Source organism: Planococcus sp. FY231025 (assembly GCF_052078085.1).
GTDB lineage: Bacteria > Bacillota > Bacilli > Bacillales_A > Planococcaceae > Planococcus.
Genome location: NZ_JBQJJG010000005.1, coordinates 49,534 through 63,106 on the forward strand (window position 1 = coordinate 49,534; position 13,573 = coordinate 63,106).

General features: G+C 49.6%; 14 protein-coding genes. 13 read left to right on the forward strand and 1 reads right to left on the reverse strand.

Annotation, left to right across the window (positions count from 1 at the left end):
* The first annotated feature begins 16 nt into the window (after positions 1 to 16).
* Positions 17 to 871 (forward strand): YtnP family quorum-quenching lactonase, encoded by an 855-nt coding sequence (locus ACTL32_RS06630; protein ID WP_441340730.1) that lies wholly within the window; start codon positions 17 to 19, stop codon positions 869 to 871.
* Positions 872 to 1,599: 728 nt separating this feature from the next.
* Here ACTL32_RS06630 and ACTL32_RS06635 read toward each other — a convergent pair.
* Complete coding sequence (locus tag ACTL32_RS06635) at positions 1,600 to 1,914, reverse strand: PepSY domain-containing protein (RefSeq protein ID WP_441340731.1); 315 nt, start codon at positions 1,912 to 1,914, stop codon at positions 1,600 to 1,602.
* 172 nt (positions 1,915 to 2,086) lie between these two features.
* On the opposite strand from ACTL32_RS06635, the gene ACTL32_RS06640 reads away from it, so the two are divergent.
* The 12 genes from ACTL32_RS06640 to ACTL32_RS06695 all read left to right on the forward strand — a co-directional run bounded on the left by ACTL32_RS06640 (position 2,087) and on the right by ACTL32_RS06695 (position 13,544).
* Positions 2,087 to 3,160 (forward strand): M42 family metallopeptidase, encoded by a 1,074-nt coding sequence (locus ACTL32_RS06640; protein ID WP_441340732.1) that lies wholly within the window; start codon positions 2,087 to 2,089, stop codon positions 3,158 to 3,160.
* Positions 3,161 to 3,201: 41 nt separating this feature from the next.
* The gene (locus ACTL32_RS06645; protein WP_441340733.1) at positions 3,202 to 3,750 is read left to right on the forward strand and encodes a DUF84 family protein; all 549 of its coding nucleotides are present in this window, start codon (positions 3,202 to 3,204) and stop codon (positions 3,748 to 3,750) included.
* A 33-nt stretch (positions 3,751 to 3,783) separates the two neighbouring features.
* The gene (locus ACTL32_RS06650; protein ID WP_441340734.1) at positions 3,784 to 4,311 is read left to right on the forward strand and encodes a hypothetical protein; all 528 of its coding nucleotides are present in this window, start codon (positions 3,784 to 3,786) and stop codon (positions 4,309 to 4,311) included.
* Complete coding sequence (locus ACTL32_RS06655; protein WP_441340735.1) at positions 4,308 to 4,625, forward strand: thioredoxin family protein; 318 nt, start codon at positions 4,308 to 4,310, stop codon at positions 4,623 to 4,625. The genes ACTL32_RS06650 and ACTL32_RS06655 overlap by 4 nt, the downstream gene beginning before the upstream one ends.
* 61 nt (positions 4,626 to 4,686) lie before the next feature.
* Positions 4,687 to 5,502, forward strand: a complete 816-nt coding sequence (locus tag ACTL32_RS06660; RefSeq protein WP_441340736.1) for a DUF1444 family protein — start codon at positions 4,687 to 4,689, stop codon at positions 5,500 to 5,502.
* Positions 5,499 to 6,107 (forward strand): YtpR family tRNA-binding protein, encoded by a 609-nt coding sequence (gene ytpR / locus ACTL32_RS06665; protein ID WP_441340737.1) that lies wholly within the window; start codon positions 5,499 to 5,501, stop codon positions 6,105 to 6,107. The genes ACTL32_RS06660 and ytpR overlap by 4 nt, the downstream gene beginning before the upstream one ends.
* A 6-nt stretch (positions 6,108 to 6,113) precedes the next feature.
* Positions 6,114 to 8,837: a DNA translocase FtsK gene (locus tag ACTL32_RS06670; protein ID WP_441340738.1), complete on the forward strand. Its 2,724-nt coding sequence runs from the start codon at positions 6,114 to 6,116 to the stop codon at positions 8,835 to 8,837.
* A 155-nt stretch (positions 8,838 to 8,992) separates the two neighbouring features.
* Positions 8,993 to 10,306 (forward strand): UDP-N-acetylmuramate--L-alanine ligase, encoded by a 1,314-nt coding sequence (murC, locus tag ACTL32_RS06675; RefSeq protein WP_441340739.1) that lies wholly within the window; start codon positions 8,993 to 8,995, stop codon positions 10,304 to 10,306.
* A 175-nt stretch (positions 10,307 to 10,481) separates the two neighbouring features.
* Entirely contained in the window at positions 10,482 to 10,973 is a 492-nt protein-coding gene (locus tag ACTL32_RS06680; RefSeq protein ID WP_204890210.1) for a DUF948 domain-containing protein, read from the forward strand.
* A gap of 30 nt (positions 10,974 to 11,003) precedes the next feature.
* Positions 11,004 to 11,945: a YtxH domain-containing protein gene (locus ACTL32_RS06685; RefSeq protein WP_441340740.1), complete on the forward strand. Its 942-nt coding sequence runs from the start codon at positions 11,004 to 11,006 to the stop codon at positions 11,943 to 11,945.
* Between the two features lie 16 nt (positions 11,946 to 11,961).
* Entirely contained in the window at positions 11,962 to 12,291 is a 330-nt protein-coding gene (ytxJ, locus tag ACTL32_RS06690; RefSeq protein ID WP_204890212.1) for a bacillithiol system redox-active protein YtxJ, read from the forward strand.
* A gap of 167 nt (positions 12,292 to 12,458) precedes the next feature.
* Positions 12,459 to 13,544, forward strand: coding sequence for a bifunctional 3-deoxy-7-phosphoheptulonate synthase/chorismate mutase (locus ACTL32_RS06695; RefSeq protein WP_204890213.1), 1,086 nt, complete (start codon positions 12,459 to 12,461; stop codon positions 13,542 to 13,544).
* The last annotated feature ends 29 nt before the right edge of the window (positions 13,545 to 13,573 follow it).

Sequence of the window (13,573 nt, forward strand, 5' to 3'; positions counted from 1 at the left end):
ACAAGGGGGATTTTGGATGGAGAAATTTCAATTTCACGATATGCAATTAGCTTGGCTTGATGGAGGGACGACCTGGCTGGACGGCGGAGCAATGTTCGGCGTCGTTCCGCGGGTCGTCTGGTCCAAGCGATACCCGGCGAATGAAATGAATCAGATCGAGCTGCCGACGCATCCGATCCTCGTCCGGTTTGAAGGGCATAATATCCTGATTGACAGCGGCATCGGCAAGGGGAAGCTGAACGACCGCCAAAAGCGCAACCTCGGCGTTTCCGCCGAATCCCGGATCGAGGAAGAGCTGGCACAGCTGGATTTGACGCCGGAAGATATCGATACGGTGATCATGACGCATCTCCATAACGACCACGCCGCCGGGCTGACAAAACCGGAGGGGAATGGATATGTCCCGGTTTTCCCGAACGCGAAAATCCATGTTTCTGGGATTGAGTGGGAAGAAATGCAAAATCCGAATATCCGCTCCCGCAACACGTATTTCAAAGAAAATTGGGAAGCAATCGTGGACCAGGTGGAAACCTTCGAAGGGGAGAAAAACTTGTTCGGCGCAATCACGATGATCCATACCGGCGGACATTCGAACGGCCATGCCGTGATCAAGCTACAAAGAGGCGGCGAGACGATAATCCATATGGCGGACCTCATGCCGACGCATGCCCACCAGAATCCGCTTTGGGTGCTGGCATACGACGATTATCCGATGGATTCGATCTATGCCAAGGAAAAGTTTGTGAAAGAAGCGCTGGAGAACGGTTATTATTTCACGTTCTACCACGATGCGTTCCACCGGCTAGTGAAATGGAGCCCGGACGGCAAGGAAATCATCGAATCCCTCGCTTATAAAAAACAAAAGGGATAACCGCTTACGGGTTCAATAAATAATAAAGCTGCATTCCAAATAAAGGAAGGCCGCAAAGAAAAAGAGCCGACTCGGGTCGGCTCTTCAGACTGTAGACAAAGTCAAATTAAAATGAATAAAAATGTATAAGCCCGACCGGGCTGGCCACTTCGCTTTCCGTGGGCTCGGCTTCAGTCTCCTCGTCACTGCGTTCCTGCGGGGCCTTCAGCTCGAGCTGGTCCCACAGGAGTCTCGTGGCCAACACGGTCGGGAGCGTCACTTTTATCTAAAAGGTGAAGTTAGGATACTGATTCAGCTTGGAACAAGCTGCTGGCTTCAGGGTCCGCAACGGAAGGCGGCGAGCAAGTTGGTCGAAGGCAGTTCGACCGACTTGTTTGCGACGAAGCAGCGAAGCGATGCAGGAGCACCGGTTTTGCCTGCGGGATAGCGAAGTGCCGAAATCCACTCGGACGCCAGTCAATGCTTGACCGAAGCTTGCGAGGGCAAGTATTTGCGACGAGCTTGCGCAGGAGCACAGGTTCTTAGTTAGTTCGGCGCGAGCCCGCGGAAAGCGGCCGCCTGAAGTGGAGGAACCGGTATATCATATTCAAAATATATGTTCATTCTTTAAGAGAAGCAAATATTCCTTTTTCTATAAACTTAAGAGCCGACTCGCGTCGGCTCTTTTCTAAGGCATAAGTAAGAAAGGTATTTCTATTCTCGGTGAAGCGGCTGAGTTCATTGATGGATCAAGCTTTGGAAACTTCAAGGATGGCGCCGGTATAAGCGTCTGCGACAAACTCGAATTGTTCAAGCTCGTCATCGCGGTGGCGCGTGATGCCGCCTTTATAAACTTCGGTCTCGACAGCATGCTGCTTATAGGGTTCGGTTTTCATATAAATCCATGAGCCGTCGATCGGCCCTTCTTCTTTAAAAGCGGTTTTGACGCTTTTCAGCACGTCATCAGCCGGGTAAAGCTTCTCTTTGCGGTCATAGACTTCTTTGGCGATGAAAGCCGCCGCTGCGCCTGTTGCGAATCCGATCAGTAAATCACGATTTTTCAATGAAATCCCTCCTATATTTAATGGATAAAGTGTACCATAAAGTGCCAGTGGCTAGAAACTTTGGACTCAAAAAAGCGCCGATTCTTTCGCGATGCGAAATATAAGACTGGAAAATGTCAGATAAAAGCTCTAAACTAGATGGAGATACCCCATTTTAGGAGGAATTGTACATATGAACAGTGAAACACAAAATTTATTTAAAACTTTGACTGAGCTCCCGGGCGCGCCGGGAAATGAACACGCTGTACGCAAATTTATGCGCCAGGAGCTCGAGAAATATTCAGACCGCCTGATCCAAGACAATCTGGGCAGCGTTTTCGGCGTCAAGGACGGCGATCCTGACGGCCCGAGAATCATGGTAGCCGGGCATATGGACGAAGTGGGCTTCATGGTTTCCCAGATCACCGATAGCGGCATGGTGCGCTTCCAACCGCTTGGCGGCTGGTGGAACCAGGTGATGCTGGCGACACGCGTCGAGGTCATTGCCGGGGAAAAAGTGATTCCTGGCGTCATCGGTTCGATCCCACCGCATCTCTTGAATGAAGAACTTCGGAGCAAGCCGATGGAAATCAAGAACATGCTCATCGATGTGGGCGCCGACAACAAAGAAGATGCGTTGGCTATGGGCATCAAGCCGGGCCAGCAAATCGTCCCTTACAGCCCGTTCACTGTCATGGCCAATGAAAAGAAAATCATGGCCAAAGCATGGGACAACCGCTACGGCTGCGGCCTGGCAATTGAATTGCTGAAGGAATTGAACGGCGAAAAATTGCCGAACCAGTTGTTCTCAGGGGCCACAGTTATGGAAGAAGTCGGATTGCGCGGTGCCCAGACGGCAGCCAATCTGATCCAGCCGAATCTGTTCTTTGCTTTGGATGCAAGTCCGGCAAATGACGCAACTGGCGACAAGAACGAATTCGGGCAGCTGGGCAAAGGCACGCTTTTGCGCATTCTCGACAAGAGCATGGTCACACACCGCGGCATGCGCGAGTTCATTTTGGATACTGCGGAATCCAATGGCATTCCGTATCAATATTTCGTGTCTCAGGGAGGCACCGATGCCGGAAGGGTCCACACGGCTAATGAAGGAGTGCCGAGTTCGGTCATCGGCATCTGCAGCCGTTACATCCATACGTCCGCTTCCATCATCCACACCGATGACTACGCAGCGGCGAAGGAGTTATTGGTGAAACTTGTAAAAACGGCAGACAAGACAACACTCGAAACAATCAAACAAAATGTCTAAGAAAAGGCCTCCGGGCTTTTTTTTTTGAAAGGAAGGGTATTATGAAAAAAATTCAGGCGGCCATCGCCTCCAAAAACCAAGCGAAAATAAAAGCGGTATCGTCTGCCCTAGAAGAATTCGGGCTCGCGTTCGAACTTCATTCCAAAAAAGCCGCATCTGGCGTAGCCGACCAGCCGCGTTCGCTTGAGGAAACACGGAAGGGTGCCATCAACCGGGCCAAAGCCTTGGCTGAACAGCCTTTAGACTTTGCCATCGGACTCGAAGGCGGAGTTTATGAAATCGGCGGAGTGATGTATGTGTGCAATTGGGGCGCACTTGCAACGCCGGAAGGAAGACTATGGACTGCGGCTGGGGCACAGATCCCCCTTCCGGAAAGCATTGCCGGAAAGCTCCGTGAAGGCCGAGAGCTGGGCCCGGTGATGGATGAATACGCAGAAGAAACCGGCACCCGCCAGCACAAAGGAGCAGTCGGAATCTTGACCAACGGAGCAGTAAACCGGGACGAGATGTTCAGCCATGTCGTCAAACTTCTGCTCGGCCAATACATGCGCAGCAGCGAAGAAGTTGCATGTGCCTCCAAACATCTTTAAAATAAGAACAAGCAAAGTTAGGGAGGAATGGAAGTGCCTCGTAAAGGATTACTGGTTTTATTGATAGCGGCTGCAGTCGGCTTGTCAGGCTGTGTAGCTTCTGCTGAAGAGCAGGTTGCAAACGGCGTGGCCCAGGCAGCGAAAGCATTCGAAGCCGAACCGAGAAATACGAACGAAACTTCAGAGAAGACGGACTTTTACTTGCCTGGCGGCTATAAGGTAGAAGAGCCTTCTGACGAATACAATATCATCATCACCAAAGGGAGCGATTCGTTCGTACTGTTTGTAAATCCGAACGAAGCAGGCGACAGCACGTTATTTTATGATCTGCAGAAAGCGGACACTGAACGGAAATGGGTCGTGGACGAGACGTTCGAGCAGAATGGCCGTTTCGGTTTCGTGACAGTCCGGCAAGTGGCTGAAAATCTGTTTGAAGTGGTCGCAAGTGCAGGTGGAGCCAAGCTAACAACGATTTCCGAAAAAAAGAAGATTGACAGCAATATGGAATGGATGATGAAAACTGTCCGTTCAATCAATCCGAAAGAGGAGGAGCAGGAATGAGAACATTGTCATCGCTTGAGCAATTCAATGACCTCGTGGAAAGTGAAAGGGTCGTATTCATGTTCACCGCTGATTGGTGCCCGGATTGCCGGGTGATTGAACCGGTTCTGCCGGAGATTGAAGAATCATTCAACGAATATACCTTTGTTTCAGTGGACCGGGATGAATTCATCGATCTTTGCATCGAAAAGAATATCTACGGCATTCCAAGCTTTCTGGTGTATAACGGCGGCAAAGAAGCCGGCCGGTTTGTCAGCAAGGACCGCAAAACACAGCAGGAAATCGAGAATTTCCTGTCGAATCTGCCCAAATAAATCCATGACGGTTCGCCATTCGTTGGCCGAGCCGTTTATTTTTGAAAAGGAGGAATCTGTCATGAAATCGACTGAACTGGTAAACAAGCTGAAAGAACGCATACAGAATCCGAAACTCGTTTGGCATTACGACCGGGAAAAAGACCAATTGAACATCCGGCACACGGAGCTGAAAAACAGTACGACGATCGCTCTGCCCCAGGCACTCAACCGCGTAACGGCAAAAGGGGATGGTGCAATCGATGAAATCGCCTATACCATCAACGAAACGTTCAATGCCATGGAGCTGGAAGCGAAAGGGCACCTGAAATCGTCAGAACACATCTATCCTGTGATCCGGTCAACGTCATTTCCGCAGGAATCCAAGGAAGGCCATGCCTTCCTGACAAGCGAACATACCGCCGAAACTCGCATCTTTTATGCTCTTGATGCCGGCACTACCTATCGCTTAATTGATGAAAATATGTTAAATTCATTAAGTCTGACAGACGAGCAGGTCAAAGAAATCGCCAGATTCCAGGTGAAGAAACTGAAGACTGCAGTAAAAGAAGATCGAGTGGCAGGAAATGTTTTCTATTTCCTGAACGAAAACGACGGGTACGACGCTTCCCGCATATTAAATGAAAATTTCCTGAAAGACATGAAATCGAAAATTACCGGAGACATGACCGTCTCTGTACCCCATCAGGATGTGCTGATCATCGGCGACATCCGCAACGAAACCGGCTATGATGTCCTGGCCCAGATGGCAATGCACTTTTTCACCAACGGCATAGTGCCGATTACCTCATTGTCGTTCATCTATGAAAATGGGGAACTGGAGCCGATATTCATCATGGCAAAAAATCAACCGACCAAGGAGCAGGATAAAAAATGAATGCATTTTACAATAAACACGGAATAGGCGATGTCCTATTGGTTCAATTGCAGACGGAAACACCTGAAAAAATCCATACCGAGCAATTCGGCGATATTACGTTGATCAAAGACGCGGAAGGCACAATTGCCGGGTTCAACCTGTTCAATGCCTCGGCTTATATCGAATTGGCTGAAAGCGACAAAGTCGAAGTTTCAGAAGCCCTGGTCACAGCGCTCCAAAATGCGTTGGAGAAAAACGGCGTGGATTTTACGCTGGAAGTCGATCTCTCGCCGAAATTCGTCGTCGGATATGTTGAATCAAAAGAAAAGCATCCGAATGCTGACAAGTTGAATGTCTGCCGGGTTTCCGTCGGCAGTGAAGAACTGCAGATCGTCTGCGGTGCCCCTAACGTTGAGCAGGGGCAGAAAGTGGTGGTGGCGAAAGTCGGAGCGGTCATGCCATCCGGAATGTTGATCAAAGATGCGGAACTTCGCGGCGTGCCGTCAAGCGGCATGATTTGTTCTGCCAAGGAACTGGCTTTGCCGGACGCACCTCAAGAAAAAGGGATCCTTGTTCTGCCGGAAGATGCAGAAGTCGGTTCCGCTTTCGAAGTAGGGGCGTGACGCCCGATGAGCTGGGTTAAAAAAGTCTGGAGCCGCCTGTTTACCGAAGGGACGGAAGAAGACGCAGTGGAGCCGGTCCGCGAGCCGCATCCTGCCGAACTTGAACGCCCGAAAAAGGCGCCGTTCCGTTTCCCGTTGATTTCGGACAATGAAAAAGAGAAATTCGTGAAATCGGAATCGGCACCGGTACCCCCGGCGCCGAGACGGCGGCCGTCAAGCCCTGTCTTGAACAAGGCAAGAGGCTATGAACCGCCCAAAACGAATGCCTTTGTGCCGCGGGACGTGCCGCCTGTGCGCGAACCAAAGCCGCTAGAACCAAGAGCACCGCGTACATACAATGCGCCGGCACCGCGGAAACCGCAGTCAACACTCGCACCGCGCCCATATCGGCCGCGCATTTCAGAAACACCTAAATTGCCGAAAAGCCGGACAGCGGAACCGGCCATGAAAAAGACACGGCCATTTGAGCCGACGCGTGTCCCTTCGCCGATTCACGGCTATAACGAGACACGCCCGGAACCAGTCATGAACCTGCTTGAGAAAAAAGCATATGTAAATGAACAACCTTATTTGTCATCAAGAGCTTCCGCAATAGAAGCTTCTTTGACGAACAAAAAGATTTCTTCCTCATTGGAATTGGAGGGTGCCCTTCCGAAAGCGGCAGCGCCAATTCAGCAAACTGCAGACCCAATTCAGCTAAGCACCGAAGAAACGGTACAGACTGATCAGATCGAAGAGGCAATCCTTCCTGCGCAGGATCAAGCACCGGCTGAAGCGGAAAAGCCGGAGAAAGCAATTGAACAAAAACAGCCGGTCTTACAAATCGAAACGGAACAAGTGCCGGTAGTGGATGCTGATACAGAGGAGCTGCCAAGCGCGCAACCGAAAACAGCGGAAGAACGCACGACGGAACTTACGGAAACAAGCATAGAACCGGTATCCACACTTCCCGGACCGGATGTGGCTGAAGAAACGAAACGCCCGGAGACGACAGCAGAAGCGAAGCCGGCAGAGAAAAAAGAAAAGACGGTTCCATTCAATGTGCTAATGCTGAAGTCGGATAAGCAGCGGCTTTCCAAACCAGCGGCTGCTAAACCTGCTCAGCGCACAGAAGCCCAGCCGAAGAAGATGGAAGTGCAAAAACAGATGATGTCCGATTTTGATGCGCCGCAGCAAAAAGAGGAAACTGAGCCTGAACCAATAAAAATACATGAACCGGCAAGAGTGACAGAAGCGGCTATTCCTGCGGAGTCCGGAAATTCGGCAGCCCCAGCCGCCATCCAAGAGGAAGCAACAAGTGAAGAGCCGGCAGCACCTGCGGTCTATGAACAGCCGAAAAGCAGTTTTTTGCGTGCGCCAGAAAATGATCTGATTGACGAAGTATGGATGGAAGAGCAAGGGGAGCGGCTGATCGAAGCCCTTTCACATTTCCAGATTCAGGCTTCCATTTTGGGCATTGTCCAGGGGCCGGCCGTGACGCAATTCGAACTTACCGTTGCACAAGGGGTCAAAGTCAGTAAAATCCGCAACTTGGCGGACGATCTGAAATTGGCGCTGGCCGCAAAAGACATCCGGATCCAGGCGCCGATACCAGGCAAAAGCTCGATCGGCATCGAAATCCCGAACCGCAAGTCGCGGGCAGTCCGCATTTCGGAAGTTATCGAAAGCCGTGTTTTCCAGGAGTCGGATTCTCCGCTCGAAGCGGCACTCGGCCTGGATCTGACTGGCAGACCGGTGACGCTGGACCTGCGCAAGATGCCGCATGGCCTGATTGCCGGAGCGACCGGTTCTGGAAAAAGCGTGTGCATCAATTCTTTATTGGTCAGTTTATTGTACAAATCGTCGCCAAGAGATTTGAAAATGCTTTTGATCGATCCGAAGATGGTGGAGCTTGCGCCGTATAACCATATCCCTCATCTGATCAGCCCGGTCATCACGGACGTCAAAGCGGCAACGGCCTCTTTGAAATGGGCGGTCGAGGAAATGGAGCGCCGCTATCAATTGTTTGCCCATACAGGGGTGCGGGACATCAGCCGCTACAATAAGATGGTTAAAGAAAAAGGGGATCATGCCCAGCACCTTCCATATATTTTGATCGTCATCGACGAGCTGGCCGACTTGATGATGATGTCGCCATCCGACGTAGAAGATGCGATATGCCGTATTGCGCAAAAAGCGCGAGCCTGTGGCATCCATCTGGTAATTGCGACTCAGCGCCCGTCAGTGGATGTCATCACCGGGTTGATCAAATCGAATATCCCGACCCGTATTGCCTTTTCCGTGTCATCCCAAGTGGACAGCCGGACAATCCTGGATTCACAAGGAGCAGAGCGGCTGCTGGGAAGAGGGGATATGCTGTATCTTGGAAACGGAATGTCCGCACCGGTCCGCATCCAAGGCACGTTCGTTACGGATGATGAGATTGAAGACGTCATCGAACATGTCCGCGCCCAAGGAGAACCGGAATACATTTTCAAAGAAGATGAACTGATCCGGCGCAGCGATGCTTCAGATATCCAGGACGACCTGTTCGAAGAGGCCTGCCGGTTCATCATGTCCCAAGGCAGTGCATCGACCTCGCTCTTGCAGCGGAAGTTCCATATCGGCTATAATCGCGCAGCCCGTCTTATGGATCTGCTTGAACAGCACGGGTTTATTTCCGAACAGAATGGCAGCAAAGCGCGTACTGTTTTGATCACAGAAGAAGATTTAGAAACCGTCTTTCAGTAAAAAGTGCCCAACTGGCGCACAATAACAGGAAATATCGGGTATATCGACAAACTATTAAATAATGATATAATCTATTGATTATGTTGCGTTGACGAGCTGGAAACATTCCTTCAGGAAAACAGAAAGCTTTTTCAACTTCCACAGGAGGTTCATTTATGACAGTTTTACATTTTACCGGAATCAAAGGATCGGGTATGAGTGCATTAGCGCAGATCATGCATGATATGGGCGCACAAGTCCAAGGATCCGATATTGCCCAGCACTTCTTTACGGAGGAGCGGCTTCGGGACAGAGGCATCACGATTCTGCCTTTCGACCCTGAGAATATCCATCCGAACATGACCATCATTGCCGGAAACGCTTTTAACGACGCCCATCCGGAGCTCATCCGGGCACGGGAGCAAGGTGCGACCATCATCCGCTACCATGAATTCTTAGGCGATTTAATGAAACAGTATGTTTCTGTCGCCATCACCGGCGCCCATGGCAAGACGTCGACAACCGGCTTGATGGCCCATGTGCTTGACGGGTTCAAACCAACATCATATCTGATCGGCGACGGCACCGGATACGGCAAGGAGAATTCGCATTTCTTTGTTGCTGAAGCTTGTGAATACCGCCGCCATTTCCTGGCGTACCATCCGGATTATGCCATCATGACAAATATTGATTTCGATCACCCGGATTATTTTGCAGGCATCGACGATGTCTTCAACGCTTTTGAAGAAATGGCGAAGCAAGTCAAGAAGTGCATCATCGCTTGCGGAGACGACGAATATTTGCAGCGCATCCAGGCGCCTGTGCCGGTCGTATACTACGGCTTCGGCCAGGAAAACGATTTTCAGGCGCGCAATGTCGTCAAATCGACTTCGGGAACGACGTTCGATGTCATGATCCGCAATGAATTTTTCCATACGTTCACGATCCCGATGTTCGGCGACCATGCCATACTGAATGCATTGGCCGTGATTTCACTGTGCCATTACGAGAACATTCCGGCAGAAATCATCCAGCAGCAGTTTGCCGACTTTGAAGGAGTGAAGCGCCGCTTTACGCAAACGGAGCTCGGTGAACGCATTCTGATCGATGACTATGCCCACCACCCGACGGAAATCCGGGCGACGCTTCAGTCGGCGCGCCAGAAGTTCCCGGACCGGGAAATCATCGCGATTTTCCAGCCGCATACATTTACGCGCACACAGACTTTCCTGCAGGAGTTTGCAGACAGCCTGAGTGAGGCGGACTATGTATATCTTTGTGATATTTTCGGATCAGCCCGGGAAGAAGCGGGCGTCTTGACGATCCATGACCTTGAAGAGAAGATTTCCGGCAGCCGCATTCTCCAGGCGGATAATGTGGCACCGCTTCTCGAACATGGAAACGCCGTGTTCTTATTCATGGGCGCAGGGGATGTCACGAAATTCCAAGAAGCCTTCGAGAACTTGATCAACTCGGAAAAAGCAGTTTGACCCTCGGGTCGAACTGCTTTTTTTTTGCCACATGCACTTTTTCCGGCAGGTCTTTGTATAAGGAAAGAAGGAAAAAAACGGGACATTGTTGAATAAATCTAAAGACCCTGTGTTTATACCACGATAGCTCAGGGTACAAAAGAGATATACCAGTATTTAAAAAGGAGGAAACAGAATGGATTGGAGAATATTGCTTTACATAGCGGCTATCGTAGCAGCTGTAGGATTTTTAATTTTATGCGTAGCGCTCGCTATGACATTAAACTCCCTCAAAAACACACTGAAGGAAGTTTCCGGGACTGTTTCAGGACTCGAAAACCAATTACAGGGTGTTACGTTGGAAACAACGAATCTTCTGCATAAGACAAATGAATTGGCAGAGGATATCCAAGTGAAATCAGAAAAATTGAATACGGTGGTGGATGCTGTAAGAGGAGTCGGCAGTGCAGTTACTGATTTGAACGCCTCTGTTCGCCGCATTACGACAACCGTGTCGTCGCAAGTAGAAAATAACGAGGAAAAGATTGCGCAAGTTGTTCAATGGGGCAATGTTGCATTGGGCATCCGCGACAAATGGAAAGAGCGCAAAATCTATGAAACGCGCGCTGCTTCTTCATATGCACCCGTAGAAGGGCAGAAGCAATTGCCGCATAACGATCGATTCTAATCGACTAACAAAAAATTGGAGGAATCACTTATGACTCAGAACAATAACAATGGCAACTACCAGAGCAATAATTACCGTAAACCGAACTATGAACCTGATTACACAAATTCGTATTATTCCGGCCAAAATGAATACGGCTCTCAGCAAAGCGCTTTCGTTCCGCAATCATATGGAATGGGCAACCGCTATGACGACCTTTACGATTATGAAGAAGAATCTTCATCTTCAGGCTTCCTGCTTGGCGCAATCGTAGGTGGAATCATCGGTGCCGCAGCTGCATTGATGCTGGCTCCGAAACCAGGCAAGGAATTGCGTTCTGATCTGAACACACATGCCGGAACGCTAAAAGAGAAAACATCGACTTATACATCAACCGCAAAAGAAAAATCAGGCGGATTGACACAGCAAGTCAAAGAACAGTCTTCAAAAGTAGTGGATAAGGTTAAAGGCATGAAAGGCGGCCAGTCTCCTATGGACGACGGCACTGCTTCTTCCGAAGGCGAAGAGACAATCGCAATGCTTGATACGGTCCAAGGATCTGTGGACCAAGCCCATTCTTCAGGCCAAGAAGCATTCACATCGACAGCCAATGCTTTGAAAGAAGCGGTTGAAGAAGTAAAAGACGAGAAGAAAGCGCAGAACACGAGCGGTTCAACAAACCCGTCGAGCAGCACAACCACTACTGGAAGCATTGCGAATAAATCGACAGGCAACAGCCCGAATACTTCTGGCAGCAGCTCGAACACTTCCGGCAGCAATTCGAACAAGACGTCGGGCAGCTTAAGCAATAGCTCGAATAACAACTCAAACAAAAACACATCGAACAGCAGCACTTCAGGCAGTGCAGGAAGCAGTTCAAACAGCAGCACTTCCGGTTCTGCAGGAAGCAGCTCTAACAAGAATAATTCCAATAACAATTCAAACAACAATAATTCAAACAAGAACAACCCGAACAATAAATCATCGAAATAATCTGGGAGCGGATTGAATGGAAAATCTAGTGCGTGTTCAAGATTTGGACAGTTTAAAACAAGCCACGGCCCATACTGAGCATTACTGGCTGTTCAAGCACAGCAGCACATGCCCTGTATCTGCAGCAGCTTGGAACGAGTACAATGAATACTGTTCGTTGCACCCGAACCAGCTCTTCCTGTTCCTTGTCGTCCAGGAAGACCGTGAACTTTCGAAAAATATCGAGGCATTGACGCAAGTCAAGCATGAATCGCCTCAGCTTTTCCACTTTGCCAACCAAAAGGTTGACTGGAAAGCTTCCCATGGAGGTATTACAAGCAAAGCGATGCAGGAATTTATCGCTTAAATAAGAGCCGAAGCCCTTGTGCTTCGGCTTTTTGCTGCATAAACCACTTTAGCGCGTTGAAGCGCTAAAATAAAATTCGTGACTTTCCTTGTTCCTTTGCTTATAATAGTTTAAACGTGTTAAGATGAAGCACAAAGCACGGTGAAATACGAAGGGAGCAATATGGAATGAGCCATTTAGATTTAGAGCAACTTAGAGAAAAAGTAGACGCAGTCAACTTGGAAATTCTTTCATTGATCAACGAACGGGCAAAAGTGATCCAGGAAATTGGTAAAATCAAGGAAAAACAAGGTGTCAACCGCTATGATCCTTTGCGCGAACGCCATATGCTGAACTTACTGAAAGAAAATAATAACGGTCCGCTTGACCAAAAGACCGTTGACCACATCTTTAAAGAGATTTTCAAATCCGCTTTGGATATGCAAGAAGAAGATCACCGCAAAGCTCTTCTCGTTTCCCGTAAAAAGAAAGCGGAAGATACCATCATCACAATCAACGGAGAGCGCGTTGGAGACGGTACACCTTCGTTCATCTTCGGACCATGTGCAGTTGAATCACAGGAGCAAGTTTCGAAAGTCGCTGAAGCGATCGGCGCGAAAGGCCTGCGCATGATCCGCGGCGGAGCTTACAAGCCGCGTACATCTCCGTATGACTTCCAGGGCCTTGGGCTGGATGGCTTGAAAATGCTGAAAGCTGCAGCCGAGCAGTATAATTTGGCTGTTGTCTCTGAAATCGTAACGCCTCACCATTTAGAAGAAGCTCTGCCATACCTTGACGTCGTCCAAGTCGGAGCGCGCAACATGCAGAACTTCGAATTGTTGAAAGCAGTCGGCCAAATCAACAAACCGGTATTGCTCAAGAGAGGGATGTCAGCAACGATTGACGAATTCATCAATGCTGCTGAATACATCATCGCTTCCGGAAATGACCAGATCATCCTTTGTGAACGCGGTATCCGCACATACGAGAAAGCGACCCGCAACACACTCGATATTTCTGCAGTGCCGATCTTGAAGCAAGAGACGCACCTTCCGGTATTCGTCGATGTAACGCATTCTACCGGACGCCGTGACCTTCTTCTGCCGGCTGCCAAAGCTGCAATCGCCATCGGAGCTGACGGCGTTATGGCCGAAGTCCATCCGGATCCTGCAGTTGCATTGTCGGACGCCGCTCAGCAAATGGACTTGAACCAATTCGATGAGTACTACGATGCATTGATGAAGTTCATGAAGCAATACGAATTGAAAATGTAAGACCGAAGAGCCGGGATGCCACCCGGCTT